Annotated in this window: 16 protein-coding genes; all 16 read left to right on the top strand. The window is 68.1% G+C overall.

Annotated elements, in window-relative coordinates:
- The first annotated feature begins 37 nt into the window (after positions 1-37).
- The 16 genes from QF035_RS44890 (at position 38) to QF035_RS44815 (ending at position 16,569) form a co-directional block, all read left to right on the top strand.
- Positions 38-1,342, top strand: a complete 1,305-nt coding sequence (locus QF035_RS44890; RefSeq protein WP_307527564.1) for a hypothetical protein — start codon at positions 38-40, stop codon at positions 1,340-1,342.
- Between the two features lie 58 nt (positions 1,343-1,400).
- Positions 1,401-3,590 (top strand): phage tail tip lysozyme, encoded by a 2,190-nt coding sequence (locus tag QF035_RS44885; RefSeq protein WP_307527562.1) that lies wholly within the window; start codon positions 1,401-1,403, stop codon positions 3,588-3,590.
- 197 nt (positions 3,591-3,787) lie between these two features.
- The gene (locus QF035_RS44880) at positions 3,788-4,771 is read left to right on the top strand and encodes a hypothetical protein (protein ID WP_307527561.1); all 984 of its coding nucleotides are present in this window, start codon (positions 3,788-3,790) and stop codon (positions 4,769-4,771) included.
- On the top strand, positions 4,768-5,469 hold the full coding sequence (locus QF035_RS44875) for a hypothetical protein (protein WP_307527559.1): 702 nt from the start codon (positions 4,768-4,770) through the stop codon (positions 5,467-5,469). The genes QF035_RS44880 and QF035_RS44875 overlap by 4 nt, the downstream gene beginning before the upstream one ends.
- A gap of 113 nt (positions 5,470-5,582) precedes the next feature.
- The gene (locus QF035_RS44870; protein WP_307527557.1) at positions 5,583-6,332 is read left to right on the top strand and encodes a hypothetical protein; all 750 of its coding nucleotides are present in this window, start codon (positions 5,583-5,585) and stop codon (positions 6,330-6,332) included.
- Positions 6,329-7,039 carry a hypothetical protein gene (locus tag QF035_RS44865; protein ID WP_307527555.1) on the top strand — a complete coding sequence of 237 codons (711 nt, stop codon included), beginning with the start codon at positions 6,329-6,331 and terminating at the stop codon, positions 7,037-7,039. The genes QF035_RS44870 and QF035_RS44865 overlap by 4 nt, the downstream gene beginning before the upstream one ends.
- 63 nt (positions 7,040-7,102) lie before the next feature.
- The gene (locus QF035_RS44860) at positions 7,103-7,627 is read left to right on the top strand and encodes a hypothetical protein (RefSeq protein ID WP_307527553.1); all 525 of its coding nucleotides are present in this window, start codon (positions 7,103-7,105) and stop codon (positions 7,625-7,627) included.
- Positions 7,627-8,673, top strand: a complete 1,047-nt coding sequence (locus QF035_RS44855) for a hypothetical protein (protein ID WP_307527551.1) — start codon at positions 7,627-7,629, stop codon at positions 8,671-8,673. Before QF035_RS44860 ends, QF035_RS44855 begins: the two co-directional genes overlap by 1 nt.
- A 94-nt stretch (positions 8,674-8,767) precedes the next feature.
- Entirely contained in the window at positions 8,768-11,014 is a 2,247-nt protein-coding gene (gene mobL, locus QF035_RS44850) for a relaxase MobL (protein ID WP_307527549.1), read from the top strand.
- Positions 11,015-11,193: 179 nt separating this feature from the next.
- Positions 11,194-11,742 carry a hypothetical protein gene (locus tag QF035_RS44845; RefSeq protein ID WP_307527546.1) on the top strand — a complete coding sequence of 183 codons (549 nt, stop codon included), beginning with the start codon at positions 11,194-11,196 and terminating at the stop codon, positions 11,740-11,742.
- A gap of 205 nt (positions 11,743-11,947) precedes the next feature.
- Positions 11,948-12,244 (top strand): hypothetical protein, encoded by a 297-nt coding sequence (locus QF035_RS44840; RefSeq protein WP_307527545.1) that lies wholly within the window; start codon positions 11,948-11,950, stop codon positions 12,242-12,244.
- Between the two features lie 14 nt (positions 12,245-12,258).
- Complete coding sequence (locus QF035_RS44835) at positions 12,259-13,506, top strand: MFS transporter (protein ID WP_307527543.1); 1,248 nt, start codon at positions 12,259-12,261, stop codon at positions 13,504-13,506.
- Positions 13,507-13,545: 39 nt separating this feature from the next.
- Complete coding sequence (locus QF035_RS44830; RefSeq protein ID WP_307527541.1) at positions 13,546-14,784, top strand: ATP-grasp domain-containing protein; 1,239 nt, start codon at positions 13,546-13,548, stop codon at positions 14,782-14,784.
- A gap of 122 nt (positions 14,785-14,906) precedes the next feature.
- On the top strand, positions 14,907-15,971 hold the full coding sequence (locus QF035_RS44825; protein ID WP_307527539.1) for a hypothetical protein: 1,065 nt from the start codon (positions 14,907-14,909) through the stop codon (positions 15,969-15,971).
- A gap of 125 nt (positions 15,972-16,096) precedes the next feature.
- Positions 16,097-16,261, top strand: coding sequence for a hypothetical protein (locus QF035_RS44820; protein ID WP_307527537.1), 165 nt, complete (start codon positions 16,097-16,099; stop codon positions 16,259-16,261).
- The gene (locus tag QF035_RS44815) at positions 16,258-16,569 is read left to right on the top strand and encodes a hypothetical protein (RefSeq protein WP_307527535.1); all 312 of its coding nucleotides are present in this window, start codon (positions 16,258-16,260) and stop codon (positions 16,567-16,569) included. Before QF035_RS44820 ends, QF035_RS44815 begins: the two co-directional genes overlap by 4 nt.
- Positions 16,570-16,581 lie beyond the last annotated feature (12 nt).

Raw genomic sequence — 16,581 nt, 5'->3', positions numbered from 1 at the left:
GCCCGCAGCACGGTGCAGGCACGAAAGAGAGCAGAACATGGGGATCAAGGACAAGGCACTGGCCTTCAGCAGGAAGTTCAAGCTCGACTCGCACCACGCGATCGAGCGTTTCGGAGTGTTCTTCGGCATCTTCGCGGTCACGGGCGCGATCGTGATCAGCGCATCGGGAGCCTCGGCGTACCAGGCGGAGCGGGACTCGCTGTCGCAGACGGCGCTGTACACCAGCGACTTCAAGACGTCGAAGACGAATCTCGACGGCACCGTCGACGGGATCTACACCAACAAGAGCGGCAACAAGGCGCTCGTGATGATGCACTTCAGTCCGACCGCCCAGATCTCGTACAACGCCGCGGACTACAGGGCGTTCCTGCTCGGGTCGGACACCTCGCTGAACAGCGAGCCGGTCAGCACCAGCGGGGTCAAGGGCTCCTTCTACGCCTTCGGTTCAACCGGCTACGTCGGGGTCCTCCTGAATGCCGACCGGCCCTTCGACCGCCAGGTGTTGAACCTGACGGTCCGTGCGAACGCCGAACTCACCACGCCCGGAACGGAGCAGACGCAGAGCAGCGGCAAGCTGGCCGGCGACGAGACCTTCTCCAAGTACGACCAGTGGCGGGTCTTCTTCAACCCCGGCGCATCCGGGGTCCAGAAGATCGCGGCGCTCGACGCCCTGACCTTCGACCCTGCGCAGGCCTACTACGAGGTCACGCTCAAGGAGAAGGAGGCCGAGGCCAGGGAGGCCCTGGACCAGAAGCTCGTCGAGATGCGCACGAATCTGACGCAGATTCAGTCGTACACGTCCGACCTGCAGACGACGAAGATCGACGGCCTGTTCCTGCGTCCGCCGACCGTTCCGGTCTCAATCGCCACCGACAAGATCACGGGCGTCTCCGCGGCCGCGGCCAAGGACGGCGTCTCGACGCTGGCGCTGCAGACCAAGCACGTCGTCCCGGGCGGCTTCGACCTCAACTGGCGTGCAGGCAACGTCTACGACGGCTACCTCGAAGCCCTGGTGCCGGCCGGTCAGAGCTACGCCCAGTTCTTCACCAAGAAGCGTGACGAGGGCTCGGATCCGACGAGCCAGCAGATCTCGGACATGCAGTGGATCCTCTCGGACGGCACCAGCCTCACCAAGGACTACCAGTCCTCTGACGTGACGATGCGCCCGCTCATGAACATCATGAACAACCTTTCACAGGCGTATCAGAACTACTCCCGGAACAAGCCTCAGTACGAGTCGGATCTGTCGCTCGACCTGCTCCGACTGGACGCGAGTCTGCGGGACGTGCAGTCCAACAGCACCATTCGCGACGACAAGGACTTCCTCACCACTCTCCATTGAGTGCGGCGAGAAAGTGACGCATCCCGCTACCTGGTATTGAGCCGGAAAGGAAAACGACATGGCCACCGACAAGCCGAATCGGAGTCCCAAGAAGGGGACGACGAAGGACCAGCCGAGCACGTCGGTGAATCAGGGGATGCCCCGGCAGGGTCGCGGGACCAAGAGCCTCGGCCCTGAGGAGGGCATCGAGAAGCCTCCCGAGGGCAGGGCCAGCGTGCCCAAGCAGCTCTCGGGGCCGGGGGCTGCTTCTTCTGGTCCTTCTGGCGCGGCGAACACTGCGCCGAAGATGCCGGATGCGGCAGACACCGCGGAGACCACGGGCAAGGCGGCCGGTGCCGCGAGTGCCGGGTCGAAGATCAAGCAGGGCATGAACGGCGTCGCCGGGAACATGGCCGGAGGCGCGGCCCAGAAGGCGATCGAGGGAGACGGCAGCAGCGCGACCCGCCGTAACGCCGGGCGTTACGCAGGAGCTGCCGTCTCCGGTGCCGTGGCCGGCGCGCAGGCTGGCGGGCTTCCGGGAGCCGCCGTTGGCGCAGCGAAGAACGTCGGCGTCGAGGGGGCCCAGGACGCGGTCAAGGGCGTGTCCAAGGTCACCGGTGGCAGCCCGGACGCCAAGCCGGCCGACCAGCGCGAGCTGGGTGCCGGCGGCACGGGCTACGAGCGTGGTGCGTCGAAGGACGACGAGGGCCTGGGCTCGAAGGCGGCCAAGGGTGTCGCCGTCGGCGGTGGCGCGGCTGCTGCTCCGCCGGTCATGGGCGTGGTCATGGCCATGGCCTTCCTGAACTGGTTGAAGTCCATGTTCTTCGCCGCCATGGCGATGGCCGTCAACGCCGGGAAGCTGCTGTGGACGCTCATCGTCAACATCGCCAAGGCGGTTGGTCATGCGATCGCTGCGCCGTTCATGGCGATCGGCAGCTTTTTAGCCAAGGGGGCCGGCGCGGTCCTGGGCGTCACCGTCACGGCGACGATGACCCCAGTTGCCGCAGCGATGTCGGGTGGGGTCGCGATGACCGCCACCGTGGCCCTGCTGGGCACGGTCTTGACCGGCGTCCTCAACTCGACGGCGCTGACCGAAGGCAGCATCAACGCGAACGGGACGGCGTGCGTCGTCAACGCGGGTAGCGTCGGCAACGGTTCCGGGGCCACCGTCCCGGCGGACGTGGAGAAGAACGCCAAGGAGACCTACTCGGTACTCAGCAGCTGGGGGATGCCGAAGGAGAACATCGCGGGCATCCTCGGCAACTGGTCGCAGGAGTCCGGGATCGACCCGACGAGCGTGCAGAACTTCCCCACGGGGACGTATGCCATGACCGCCGAGAAGGCCAGCGCCGCACAGAACACGGACAAGGGCATCGGTCTCGGGCAGTGGACGTTCGGCCGCAACACGTTGCTGCGCCAGTACGCGAAGAGCAAGGGCGTCGACTGGTTCACGATCAAGGCCCAGCTGGCCTTCATGGTCGATGGTGACAACCCGGGCGATGTCACGGTCTTCAAGGACATGCTGAAGAAGTCGCAGGGGTCGCCGCGTGCGGCGGCGCTGCACTTCCACGAGAACTGGGAGCGCTCCGCTGACGGCGCGGCCGGGCTCACCTCACGAGGCGACAACGCCGAGATGTGGTTCGGCAAGATGAGCGGCTGGTCGGTCGACAGCTCGATCGTGGGCGGCGTCGAGAACATCGTCGGCGGGATCATCGAGAACATCGCCTCCGGCATCAACACGATCCTGGGCAACTGCACCTCCAAGGGCGGCACTTCTGTCTCATTGAAGGACGGCGGGATGACCCAGGAAGAGGCCCAGGCCCTGGTCGACCTCTTCAACAAGGAGGGCGACAAGTTCCTCGACGACCGCTACGGCGACCAGGGTGGTCCTGGCTCGTGCGGGAGCAATCACGCTGAGAACTGCGTGTCGTTCTCGACCTACTTCGTGAACAAGTACACGACGTTCCAGACCTACCCGGCCGGTGCCGGCAAGGAGACGGCCTACACGATCGCGAGGGAGACCGGCAAGCAGTTGTCCTCGACCCCGACGGCATATTCGGTGGGTTCCGGCCCGGGCTCCAGTCCCGCCGGCCACACCCTCGTGGTGCTCGGCGTCCAGGGCGACAAGGTCATCCTCGGCGAGGCCGGCTACTGCGCTTTCATGGGTCGGGTTCGCGTCGACAGCGCGGCGCGGATGGCGGCCGCGGGCTGGAAGTTCGTGGACATGTCGGATTCGATGCTTCCCTCCGGCAAGATCAAGACGGTCTGATGCGCTGTATCTGATCTGGGAGTGAGAAGCCGGTGCCGGGTGATCCGGGCACCGGCTTCTTCATGTCCGGTGCAGGCCCTGCGTGTCGGCTTCACTTTTAGGATCCCTTATCGAATGGATTCAGAGTCGGCCAGGAATACCTTTCCAGATAGACTTGAGTCGCTTATGGGAGCAACGTGAAGTAAGGAGTGCGTTCCGTGACGACAGTCCATGCTGAGTCCGAGAGCACGGGCCCCGAGCAGGAGACCGGGTCGATGCCCGAGGAGAAGCCCGCGGCACCGAAGACGCGCAAGAAGGTCACCGGAGCTGAGCTCGAAGAGCGCTTCGCGGGCTGGACGATGCGCCAGCGCGAACGGGTCCAGACACGCAGCCCGGAGGACAACGCGCGCCTGATCCGACGCAGCGTGACCGCGGTGATGGGGGTCGGGATCCTCGCCCTGGTCGTCGCCACGGGCGTGGCCGGCGAGAGCTTCAAGGCGAGCACGGCGGACAACGAGGCCCAGATCGTCCAGCTCAAGGGGCATCTGGATGATGCCCGGTCCACGCCCGTGCCAGCGGACGCCGGCGCGCAGTTGTCCGAGCTCACCGAGGCGGCAGCCGCCGACGCGAAGAAGGTCGCGACCGGGGAGCAGACCTTCGTCACGCTGTACCGCCAGGCCAGCGTCCAGCCCAGCCCGAACAACGGGGCCCCGAACCAGGCCACGCTGGAGATCATCAAGCACCGCCGGGACATGGCAGCGCTGTTCAGCAAGGACTCCTTCCTGGTCAGTGACAAGGAGGCGTACAGCACCTCGTCGCTGACGCCGTTCGATACGGCCACCGAGATCGATCCGCGCCACGCCTGGTACATCCGCTACGCCGGCCAGAACGCAGCTGCCCCGAGCACGTACGCATGGAAGGTCGAGACGGTGATGCCCGATCTGAGCGTGAAGGACGGCTCGGGCGCGACGAACCAGGCAAAGGTCGTCTGGCTGTGCCGGGACACGAAGAGCGGCGAGGTGCTCGCCTGGGCGAGCGCGCGCTACGTGCGCAACGCCACGACGGGGACCTTCGGCCACGTGGCGCTGGTGGTGACCGCCACCGGTGCTCAGTACGAGAACCCCGCAATCAAGATGCCGGCCGGGTCCGGAGTCCCTGAAATCAGCGGCACGGGCGCACAGAAGAAGGGCGGGAAGCGATGACGGAACAGACGGCAGCACCCACGCGGCGGGGGTTCTTCCGGCGCAATCTCTCGGTCCTGGTGACGGCAGCGGTCCTCGCGGTTGTCGCGACGGTTGCCGGCGCGACCTGGAGCAGCCAGCACACGGCCCTGGCTGAACAGGAAACCCAGATCAACGACGTCGAGGGACATCTGGCAGGCATCCAGAAGAAGAACGCCGAGCAGGTGAACGCGGACATCTTGGCGGCCCTGGGTGTCAGCCAGAACCGGCTGAGCACCGACGGCGAGCGCATCAAGTCGCTGCTTTCGATGGCCTTCACGTGGGACTCGGGACAGAGCTACGAGGCGGCGCGCGCGAGCCTGAAGAGCCGGTTCGGCCTCGCCGAGAACGAGACGTTCCTGAAGTCGTTCATGCCTCCGTCGAGGTTCAACGAGGACTCCCAGGGGCGGCGTTACTACTACATCGACACGGTCGGCCTGAACTCGGCTCTGGGCGAGGATCCGGACGTCGAAGTCGTCGACGTCAAGGCAGGCCTCTACACCTACGCCACCCTGGCCGATGTCGAGGTCACCTCCGACGCGGTGTCCCAGAACAAGTCGAGCAAAGCCAGTGTCACGGCGCACCGGCGCGCGCTGCTCTTCGTCACGGTCGACACCCAGGGCAAGGTCTCGAATCTCTCCGGTGTCCCGGCGAGTGGCGAGACTCGCTATTCCGGATAGTCAAGACTCCCTTTCGACTCGTCTCATTGATAGAGTTGCACTGATGTTCGAGTGAAACGGCGAGTTGAGGACCAATGGCATCGAAACAGACCGATGAGTCGGGTGGGAGCGCAGTGCGCAAGACGCGCTTCGTCGCGACGTGCGCGTCCTCGCAGGAGGGCGCGGACACTCCTGAGCAGACGGAGCCCGCGGGCGGCCTGCGCAAGCGCACCCTCGTGGCCGGCGTGAGCATGGGTGTGGGCGCACTGCTGTGCTTCGTACTCTCCGCGGGGTTCTCCGGCGGTCAGAGCGCGGTGAGCGATACGGCGGCGCCGGAGATCTCCTCTCTGCGGGAGCAGATCAGGATCACCGAGGCGAAGACGGCGGCGCTGCCGAAGGCCGACGACGCCGAGCGTGGTCTGACCGCGGCCCTGACGGCGGCTGGTCAGGTCGCGAAGCTGCAGAACGACTACCGCTACCTGACGCCCAGCGTGGCGGCAGACGGCGGCTCGCTCGACACGGCGACGTCTCAGTCGACGCTGCGCAACCTCATCCCCTACTTCGCCCCCTCGGTGCACCAGGCGGACCTGGGGCCGTGGTACCTGCTCGCCAGTGACAAGGACGTGGCGGCCGGCGTCGGGATCCCGATGAGCTTCAGCTCCGGCTTTGAGTGGGTCGCCCAGGTGCCCTACCTGGTCAACGACGACAGCACCATCACGGTGACCTGGCTGGCGATGGAGACCAGGACGGGTGCGGGCGAGAGGCCGGCGGTGCTGGCCTGGGCCCGCGCCGATTACGGCCTGGTCCGCAAGGCGTTCGTGAACATCCAGACCGGCACGACGGCCACCGGCGAGGCCCTGAAGCAGGAGGTGAAGGCACCGTGAAGGAGGAGATCAAGGACAAGCTGCGCCAGCACGCCGGGAAGATCCTGATCGGCGGCACCGGGGCGCTGCTCGCGCTCTCGGTGGTCACGCTCGGAGCTGGCCTGCTCAGCGACGGCCCGGCCGCGTCGGACACCCAGGCCGATGCGGTTGTTCACAAGCTCGAAGGCAACCTCGGCGACGCCCAGACCAAGCTCGCAACACAGCACACGGCGCTGCTGGTTCAGCTGCCGGGCATGGACATCGAGCGGGTGAACCGTGACAGGGCGACGGGCCGGTCCCTCCTGCTCAGCCTCACCGACAGCTCGGCGTCGACCCGGACCGTCAAGGAGCAGCAGGTACTGCTCGACGCGCGCTACGGCTTCCTCGACCACAAGTCCCGGGTGCTCACCGAGTTCGTACCGGAGTGGATGAATGCGACCGGAGCCACGAAGGGCGCTGGGACGACGTACACGCTCGCTGATCTGGACATCGGTGTGAGTCGGGTGCTGGGCCTGAACTACTCCTACACGGGGGTGGCCCGGCTCGATCCGGTCCGCGTCGGACCGGATCAGAACAGTGCTGCCAAGAGCGAGTTCCTGGTCTTCACCTACTCCACCTCTCACGACGGCCCGGTGACATCGCTGGACGCCTATCGGGCCTCCAGCAAGACCCGCGACGCCCTCGCTGCCGCCAGCGGGGAACAGCCCTCCCCCAAGCCGACCGGGTGAGCGAAGCGCCCACCGCTTCAGCACGCACCAAAGAAGACCCCGACGAGAGGTAAGGACACGAACATGTCGACCCAGACCCTGGAGAAGACCGAGACGACCGCCCCGACGAGCACGGCCGCGACGGCGAAGCAGACCAGGGCGAAGCCCGCGAAGGAACAGAAGGACTCGAAGCTGCGCACCGGATGGCGGCGTCTGGCCCCGAAGAAGGAGACCGGCAGGTTCTCCGTCGCGGTGTGGGCGGGGTTCTTCCGGGTCATCGTCCTTCTCGCCGACTGTCTGCTGGCGTTCATCACGGCCATGGTCATCATCCCGCTGCTGGGCGCATGGCTGCACCAGCAGTCGGGCGCATCCCGGGGTGCGCTCAGTGTGGACGGAACCATCGCCATGTGGCTGATGCCGCTCCTCTTCCTGGTTGCACTGCTCGCCGCGGGCGAGATCGTCGTGATGCGCGGCATGTGGCGCTGGGCAACGCGGATGATCGCGAAGATCCGGGACGCCCGGGGCGAGGCGACCGGGGCCGACGTCACACCGAAGTCCACGACCAGGACCACCAACAAGAGCAGGACCAACCGCAAGAGGAGCACGTGATGCGCACCGCAGGACTGACGATGAACGACGTATGGGCCCACCGTGTCCTGCGTGAACGAGAAGTGGAGACGTATCGGCTGGAGGGGGTGACCGCCGAGCTCGGCGTCATGGTCGAATCGCTCGACCTCAAGCACCGGGGTAAGGAGGAGAACTACCGCCCGTATCTGCACATGACGGGCGAGCTGCGCTCGGTCACCCCGGCCAAGGCCCTGCCGTTCGGCATCTCCCAGGTGACCTACTCCCCCAGCCAGGGCGAGAGGGTAGACGCCTTCTACGAGTTCGACGACCAGCAGCTGGTCGTGCTCGCCAGCAAGGGCTACTTCACGAGCGGCTTCGCAGTGCCCGAACAGGTCACCGGGATCGAGTGGGAGCTGCCGGCCACGGCGGACATGCTTGTCCTCGCTCCGTCGGGGGCGCAGACCGAAGGCGATACGCCCGTGGTCTTCACCCAGATCCACGACATCGGAGGCCTGGAGATCGATCTCGAGTCCAGCGGCTACGACCTCGTCGGCTACTTCGCCGACCACTCCGCGGACGGCGTCCCGCGGGCTGAGGCCGTAGTCGATGCACGCGGGCTGAAGGCACGTTCGGACGCGATCAACTCGCTGTTCACCGAGGACGAGCTGGGCCTGGACACCGAGGTCAAGCAGGTCGTCGGAGCGCCCGCGCCTGAGGCAGCGCCGGTCGCTGGCATGAGCGCGCGTCTGCAGCAGATCGAAGCGGAGATCGCCGCCGAACGGGAGCAGTACCAGACCAAGCGCGCGAGCACCGAAGGCACCACGGAAAACCTCTACCGGGAGCGCGTGGCGGCAGCGTTGCAGACGGCTGAGGAGCAGGAGGAGCCGTTCACTCCCCCGGTTCCGGCCCGTGAGGCGCAGCGCGACCTGAACCTGGATCTCGACCTGGATCTGGAGAAGCAGGAACAGGGGACCCGACGACGTGAGGTCGCGCCCGCTCCGAGTCTGGACGAGCGCAAGCGCCACGTGGCCCAGCGTGCGGCCGATCTGGACTTCGGCGAGGACGGCGAGCAGAGCCTGGGGTCCTGAGGACGGATCAGGCATGACGAGCGCGGCCCCGGTTGCTGGCGGACAGGAGCCGGGGCCGTAGTGCGCCGGTACCGGGACAGGAAGGAGAGCGACGTTGGGCCTGAAGCAGGACATCATCGTGGTCAACGAATTCAGCGTGCCGCTGCCCGGCGGCAAGGGATCACGCGGCGCGACACCGGGCAACTACGTCACCCGGTACATGGCCCGCGAGCAGGCGACCGAGTCGCTGGCTCCCATCCAGCGCCTGCGCACCGACGACTTCATCATGCGCTACATGGCGCGGGAGTCGGCCGTCGAGCGCGCCGGCATCTCGCGGGGCGCGGCGAAGCATGAGATGCGCCAGGCCCAGGGCGACGGCGGCGTGGCCTTCGGCTACGGCTCGGTCTCACTCTCCGACGAGCAGCTGCGCGCGGCCGGCAGGGACATCCAGCACTACTTCGACGCCGGACACACCATGCTCAAGACGGTGCTGTCCTTCGACGAGGAGTACCTGCGGAAGCACAAGATCGTCGACGAGGACTTCCACTGCGAAGCCCGCGGCGACTACCGCGGCCACATCGACCAGATGAAGCTGCGCATGGCGATCATGCACGGTCTGGAGCGGATGAGCTCGGGCACCAGCGGCTTCGACGACCTGCGCTACGTCGGGGTCATCCAGGTCGACACCGAGCACGTGCACTGCCACCTGGCCATGGTCGACGGCGGCCGGGGCCAGGTGACGAAGAACGGTACGCAGCGCGGCAAGCTCCTGGACCGGCACAAGTCCAGGCTCCGCCGCGGTGTTGACGCCTGGCTCGATGAGAAGCAGGCGGTGGCTCATCTCTCCAGCGCCGTCGGCTACGAGCGGCGCAACGTCACCACCTTCATCAAGCGGTGGGCGCACGAGCGGATCCGTGCCGAGTCCCTGCCGCAGTTCCTGCTCGCCTGTCTGCCGACAGACCGAACGTTGTGGCGCGCCGGCTCGAATGACACCCGCATGCGCAAGGCGAACCAACTGGTGACCGAGGTCGTGAAAGCGCAACTCGACCGTGCCGGGTCCCCGATGCCGGAGGCCATGGAACGCATCGTCGACTACGCCAACGAGCGCCGCGCGAAGGAGTCTCTGAACACGGAGGAATGGCAGAAGCTGGTCGAGCAGGGACGTACGCAGATCATGGAGCGCGCCGTCAACGGCGTCTACCAGATGCTGCGGGCCATGCCGGAGTCGGAGCTGTGGGTGCGCACGCCGATGCTCGAAGTCATGGGGATGGACTACCAGCAGATGGCGGTGCTCGCCGCGGACCGGCAGGGCGAAGACGAGAATGCTCAGGCCGACTTGGTCTCCTTCGGCTTCCGACTGCGCAGCTACGCCTCACGCCTGCAGCATCACCGGGAGAAGGCCGGGGTCTACCGCGACCTCACGCACCAGTGGGAACGGGCCGAGAACGCCGGCGTCGCCGCCGAGGACTCGCGCCCGCTCTACGACTTCTACCGCTTCGAGGAGAACTACCACCGGCGGCTGATGAGCAAGTACCGGCACTTCCTGCCCTTCCTCGGGGACGCCGGCCAGTGGTACGAGCAGCAGCAGGACGTGTCGACCTACGGCCAGCGGCTGCTCTCGCTCATGGCGCTGCGCGCGGATGCCTCCCTGCAGCGGATGAAAGACTCCGAGGAGGCCGAGAACCTGGGCCGGACGATCTACGATCAGCCCGGCGGCCGGCTTCTGACCGAAGGCAAGCGCGGCCGGGCGGTGCTGGACGCGCGCATCCGGACGATGAAGCAGTCCTATGACCAGAAGCTGGACGGCCTGCGGGCTGATCTCGCTTCCTCCGGCCTGGTGCTGCGCGTGGGGTCGAGCGCCGAGGACCAGGCGAGTACCGAAACCGACGCGGTCAGCACGGACTTCAAGATTGTTGCCGGTGCCGCGTATGACTTCGCCGAGGTCAAGGCTCTGGACCTGCACCACCTGGGCTACGACTTCGTCACCGACGTCGAGATCGGGCCGCACGCACACCAGACCTTCGTCGAGACGACCAGGGACCGCCGGCGGCTGCTGCTGGCGGCGATGGACTACCTGGACCAGTCCGGCCAGGCCGAGGCAATTCCCGATCTGCCGGTGGCCGATGCCGCGGCGATGACACGGGTCTCCCGGGAGCTGACACCTCAGCCGACGGACGAGGAATCCAGCACCCGTGTGTTGCGCTCCGGGATCGCGGAGCTGCGCGCCGAGCGCGAGCAGGCCGAGCGGATGGGGCGGTCCAAGGCTTCGTCACTGGACGCCGACCTCGTCGTGCGGGTTCAGGCCCAGGTCGATCAGGCTGTGACCACAGCGGACGCCGGAATCGCATTCGACTCGCGGTAACGTCCTATCCAGACCGACTTCAAACGCGACCAGAAAGATTAGTCGCGATTCTTGTCGAATGCTCTATGGCAGTATTAGTGTGAAGAGCGTTCGGCGGGACTCAATGCCTTTTCCGGACGATGTGACTGATCGCGGCCGACTTGTCAGAGGGCAGTCGGAACAAGCGGAAGGAAGAGATCATGGCAGTTCTCAAGGGCAAGGGCGCGATGACCGGAGTCAACCTCATCGCGAAGGTCTACAAGAACGGCGTCACCAGGGGCGGCAAGTCCCAGTACGCCGACGTCCAGATCGACGCTCGAGATCCGCGCGGTCCGGAACAGACGAACCTGCATCTGAAGTCCGATCGGGTTCAGGGTGAGGAGGGCAAGGTCCGCTACAACAATGGCGCGCCGTACTCCACCGGTCAGATGGCGGAGATCGTCAAGGCCGCGGGTCCGAACACCGAGCCGATCCTGAACAAGGACGGCAGCGAGGTCGGCACCATCTACGGCTTCAAGGGCAACGTGATGCCCGCGACGCGCGGCACTGGCCTGGTGGTCAACACCAAGTCCGTCGAGGCCTCCGAGTTCAAGGTCGACGACAAGACGCTGGACAACCAGTTCTCGTCCATGCGCGCCGCCCGCGAGGCACGGGCGGCGGCCAAGGAGTCGCAGGCCCAGGCCCCGGCTCCCGAGGCCAAGCAGGAGCAGGCAGCCGAGGTCGAGGTCGATGAGCCGGCGGTCGGCTGAGACCGAGGTCGAGTCAAGCCCTATCCGAAAGGCCCCTGGGTGTCGCTTGGCGAACTCGCCGTCGTCGCAGGCGGAATGCTCGCTGTCCGCCCCGCTGCCGTGGGTGCCTCGACGCACTCGCGGCGCGGCTCCCCATTGCCTGCCCACCGACCACTCGCCGAGGCACACCCCTACCCGACCGCACCCCCTTTATAAAAGTTTGTACATGTTTGCACGTCGCACAGCCGTGCTCATCGCCACCGCGGCCGCCGTCGTCGTGCCGCTGCTGTCCGCCCCGGCGGCCACCGCCGCGCCGACCGCCGCGTCGAAGACGGTGTGGTCCTGCCCGGACAAGCCGCCGCTGCCGTACACGCTCCACGCCAACGCGGTGACCATTCGCTCGAAGGCCAGCACCAAGACGACGGCCGTCGGGGTCCTCTGCAAGTCGCCCCCGCCCCTCCGCTCCTTCTTCTCTTCCGCGCAGGGATCGCCATACACTCCTTCGCCGTTCCTGCGCCGATGACGCGCAGTTCCCTCATGCGCGCCAGCGACGCCCTGGCCACCCAGACCGCCACCTACGCCATCCCCCTGCTCATCCTGCTGACGACCGGCTCCACCGCCCTGACCGGCGCCGCCTTCCTGCTGGAATGGCTGCCGCGGCTGGCCGCCTTCGCCGTCGGCGGGCCCCTGGTCGACCGCTTCCGCGCCGACCGCGTCTTCCGCGCCGCCGCCCTCGCCCGCACCCTGCTGTGCGCGGCGGCCGCCGCCGCGCTGGCCCTCCTGCCCGCGGCCGGCACCGCGGCAACCGTCGTCGTGATGACCGTCGGCGCCGCCGGCGGACTGCTCTCCCAGGCCTCCTTCCTGGCCGTCGAGACGCTCGGCGCGCACGCCAGCCGCCGCGCCGGAGCCGATGCCCACCGTGTGCAGTCCGTGCAGATCGGCATCGACCAGAGCGCGCTCCTGGCCGGCCCCCTCCTCGGCGGCCTACTGCTGGCCGTCGGCCCGACGCTGATGCTCACCGTCGTCGCCGCACTGTCGGCCACCGCCGCCGCCAGCACGACCACCACCCCGGCCACCCCGGTCGGCACGACTGCCGCCGGAGTGCGCGCCGTGGCGGCCAGCCTGCGCACCGGATGGCATACCGTGCGCGGCATCCCCGCCCTGGCCTGGCTCGTCACCGGCCTCGTGGCCAGCAACCTCGCGCTCGCCGTAACCCAGGCCAGCGCCCCGATCACCGTCATGACCCGCTACGGCCACTCCTCCATCGCGGTCGGCGCCGTCTGGAGCGCGGCCGGCCTGGTCTCCCTCGCCGCCGTCGCCGCCTGCCGCCGGTCCATCGACCGCTTCGGCCTGTGGCCGGTCGGCGCCACGGGCGCCGCCACCGCCTGTGCCGCCTGCCTCGCCACCGCGCTCGCCCCGAACCTCGGCGTGTACGCGGTGACCATCGGCATCCTGATGGCCGGCGAGGGCGCGCTGACCGTCGTGCTGCGCACCCTGCGCGCCCGCCTCATTCCCGCCGCCGTCTTCGGCAGCACACTCAGCGTGACCATCGTGCTCGTCGTACTGCCGATGCCCGTGGCCGGCGCCCTAGTCGCCGTCCTGCCTGCCGGCACCCTGCCCGGCCTGCTCCTGGCCTGCGCCGTCCTGCAGGGCGCGGCCATGGCTCTCGCCTTCCGCGGCCTGTGGCACCACCGCGCCTCCTACGCGCCGAGCCGAACAGCCGCCGATCCCACGGCCACAGGCCCCCCGGCCGCTGCCCAGACCGACGCACCGCGCACGGCCTGATCCCACCTCCAACCCGCGCGTCTCTCCCGGGAGTTCACCGTGTCCCACCCCATGCTCCTCGTCATCGGCTCCGGCCCGCGCCCCCTGCACGGCTACCTGCTGGAGCAGACCGCCGCCCACTACCCGCTGCTACTGATCAACGACGCGCCCCTGACCTGGCAGAAGCCCTACGTCACCGATCACGAAGTCGCCGATCTCAGCGACCCGATCACGGTGAACACCGCCGCCGCCTCCCTCGCCGTGCGATGGCCCATCGCCGGCGTACTGACCTGGGACGAATTCCACCTGATGACCGCCGCCCGGCTCGCACACAGCCTCGGCGGACGGCCCGGCAACACCCTCGCGGCCGTCGCCGCCGCCCGGGACAAGGCCACCTCCCGCCAGCGCTTCGCCGCCGCCGGAGTCCCCTCCGCCGCCTCCACCTGGGTGCACTCCCTGGACGCCGCGGCCTCGGCGGCAGAACGCGTCGACTACCCGGTCGTCCTCAAGCCCGCCGCCTACGCCGGCAGCATCGGCGTCATCCGCGTGGACACCATCACCGATCTGCCCGCAGCCTGGGACATCGCCTCCGCCGGCGCCGCCCACCAGGGCCCGGAAGGAGACGGCGTCCTCGTGGAGGAGTACCTCCACGGAGACGAGATCTCCGTGGAGACCGTCACCCACCGCGGCGTCACCAGCGCCGTGGCCGTCACCCGCAAAACGGTCGGCTTCGCCCCCTACTTCCTGGAGACCGGGCACAGCGTCAGCGCCGGCGACCCGCTCCTGTACGAGGTCGCCCCCATCGCCTCGGCCGCCCTGGAGGCGCTCGGCGTCACCCACGGCGTCAGCCACACCGAACTCCGCCTCACCCCAGAGGGGCCGAAAGTCGTCGAGGTCAACGCCCTCCCCGGCGGCGACCTCATCGGCGAACTCGTACGCCTGGCGACCGGGATCTCCCTGCCCCTTGCCGCCGCCGCCCTCTCCTGCGGCGAAATCCCCAACCTGCGCCCCACCCGGCAGCGCAGCGCCGCCATCGGCATGATCTACCCGCCCGCCGAGGGCATCGTCACCCACCGCGACCTGCGACCCGGCAGCGACCAGCACCTGGAGCACTTCCAGTGGCTGTGCGACGTCGGTGACACCGCCACCCTCACCCCCTCAAGTACTACGCCGAACAACATCCGCGCCGGGTACGCGGTCGTCAGCGGCGACAGCGCGCACGACGCCCAGCAGCACCTCGCCGACGTCCTCGCCCGCGCCGACGTGAAGGTCACCTCCGTCGTGCCCCGCGCCGCGTGAGCAACTCCGGCCCGCCGTACGCCGTTTCGCAGGCCACCGGCCTGAACCTCAACCACGTCCACCGCACGCAACACACCGCACAGAAGACCTCCACCGTCGCCGTTCCCGGAAGGAACCTCAGCATGTCCCCATCCACACGCTTTGCCCATCTGCGTCCGCTGGCGCTCACGGCCCTGGGCACCTCCGTGGCGCTCGCCCTCGGCGCGTGCGACGCAGGCTCGGACACCAGCAGCGCTGGCAGCCCGACACCGAGCGCGAGCCGCACCCCCGCCCCCAAGGGAGCGATCAGCAAGGCGGCCGCCCAGCAGGTGGTCGACCACTTCCAGGCCGTGAACAACGCCGCGAATGCCACACGGGACGCCAAGCTGCTGGGCACCGTAGAAGCAGGGGTTCCCTACGCCCAGGACCAGGGCGTTTACAAGCAGTGGAAGACGTGGACGGCGAAGAAGCAGAAGACCTACTCAAGCCCGTTCGCGTACAAGAACCGCCAGTACCTCATCCCGGCCGCCCCCGCCACATGGTTCGCCATGACGGCCACCTCCTCCGACGGCGACAAGTCCCGCGGCATGTTCGTCTTCGACAAGGCGGACGGCGGCCCGTACAAGATGTCCGGGGCGGTCTGGCTGGGCAAGAAGACCACACTGCCCAAGATCGCCGTCGACCGGCACGGGCTGGCCGAGAGCGTCAACCCCGCACAGCAGGTCGGTGCGCTGGCTCCGAACCAGCTCCGCACCGCGTACGAGGACCTGTGGGAAACCGGAGGGGCGCAGGAGGGCAAGAAACTGGCCTCCACCGCGGAGACCAAGGAAGCCATCAGCCGCTACCGGCACTACAAGGCGCACGGCACCGGCAAGGACGACCAGACCGGAAAGAACATCGCGGACAGCTGGTTCGTCACCGCGGAGCCGGCCTCCAGCACGGTGTACGCGCTGCGGCTGGCCAACGGCGGAGTCCTTGCTGTCGCCGGGACCGCGCACACCCAGAAGACGGTGGTCAAGCCCCAGTACCCCAACGGCTACCTCCAGGCGGGCGAGGCACAGATCGCCCTCGGCGCCAGCGGGAGCGGCGAGATCTACTCGATCAACGACACGTACCAGGGGCAGCTCCTGGCCGCACTCACCCCGCAGAGCGCGCAGGTGATCGACAGCGAGTGGGAGCACGTGGGCTCCGCGAGCACCCAGCGGTAGCGACGCGGCGGACATGCCGCCCTCCTCTGTTCCGTCCCGGGCCACTTGGCTCACTACACACAGGAGCTGTTTTGCTGCACCACAAGATCGCACTGCGTCGCACTGCACCCGCAGCCCTCCGGTACATGAGCGGCGAGACGGTCGTCCCGGGCAAGCAGGAGGCGGTCTGCGACCCGACCGGGCGGCCCGTCGTCGTCGACGTGTACCGGGGACAGGCGTTCGCGGCGCTGTCCCCGACCGGCAAGCCGCGCGTCCTCGGCGCCGAAGAGAGTCTGGTGGATTCCAAGTGACCGGCCGCGAAACGTCCGGGACCGCCCGGCACGAGGCGCCACTGCGCTTCGTGCCCGCCCTCGTCGCCGCGGCCGACACCCTCAACCGGATCTCGCCCTCCCCCGCCCGCGTCCTCTACGCCGGAATCTGGGGGACCACCCTGGCCACCGCCGTACTGCTCGCCCCCTTGCTCGCAGGATGGTGCCTCGCCGCAGGCGGCCACCTCCTGATCGCCCTCGTACTGACCGGCTGCGGCCTGTCCGGAGCCGCCGTCTGCCTCCCCCTCAAGGCCCTGACCAAAACCACCCTGCCCTCCCCAGCCGCCTGACGTTCCTGGAGC

The organism is Streptomyces umbrinus (assembly GCF_030817415.1).
GTDB lineage: Bacteria > Actinomycetota > Actinomycetes > Streptomycetales > Streptomycetaceae > Streptomyces > Streptomyces umbrinus_A.
The sequence above is the reverse complement of the archived record's forward strand: the minus strand, read 5'-3'. Positions and strand labels throughout refer to the sequence as shown.

What these genes read in the sequence shown, in the direction of transcription:
- QF035_RS44875 (WP_307527559.1), top strand. Translation starts at nt 4,768, where the DNA reads ATGACGGAACAGACGGCAGCACCCACGCGGCGGGGGTTCTTCCGGCGC.
- QF035_RS44860 (WP_307527553.1), top strand. Translation starts at nt 7,103, where the DNA reads ATGTCGACCCAGACCCTGGAGAAGACCGAGACGACCGCCCCGACGAGC.
- QF035_RS44885 (WP_307527562.1), top strand. Translation starts at nt 1,401, where the DNA reads ATGGCCACCGACAAGCCGAATCGGAGTCCCAAGAAGGGGACGACGAAG.
- QF035_RS44855 (WP_307527551.1), top strand. Translation starts at nt 7,627, where the DNA reads ATGCGCACCGCAGGACTGACGATGAACGACGTATGGGCCCACCGTGTC.
- QF035_RS44835 (WP_307527543.1), top strand. Translation starts at nt 12,259, where the DNA reads ATGCGCGCCAGCGACGCCCTGGCCACCCAGACCGCCACCTACGCCATC.
- QF035_RS44825 (WP_307527539.1), top strand. Translation starts at nt 14,907, where the DNA reads ATGTCCCCATCCACACGCTTTGCCCATCTGCGTCCGCTGGCGCTCACG.
- QF035_RS44820 (WP_307527537.1), top strand. Translation starts at nt 16,097, where the DNA reads ATGAGCGGCGAGACGGTCGTCCCGGGCAAGCAGGAGGCGGTCTGCGAC.
- QF035_RS44840 (WP_307527545.1), top strand. Translation starts at nt 11,948, where the DNA reads ATGTTTGCACGTCGCACAGCCGTGCTCATCGCCACCGCGGCCGCCGTC.
- QF035_RS44890 (WP_307527564.1), top strand. Translation starts at nt 38, where the DNA reads ATGGGGATCAAGGACAAGGCACTGGCCTTCAGCAGGAAGTTCAAGCTC.
- QF035_RS44845 (WP_307527546.1), top strand. Translation starts at nt 11,194, where the DNA reads ATGGCAGTTCTCAAGGGCAAGGGCGCGATGACCGGAGTCAACCTCATC.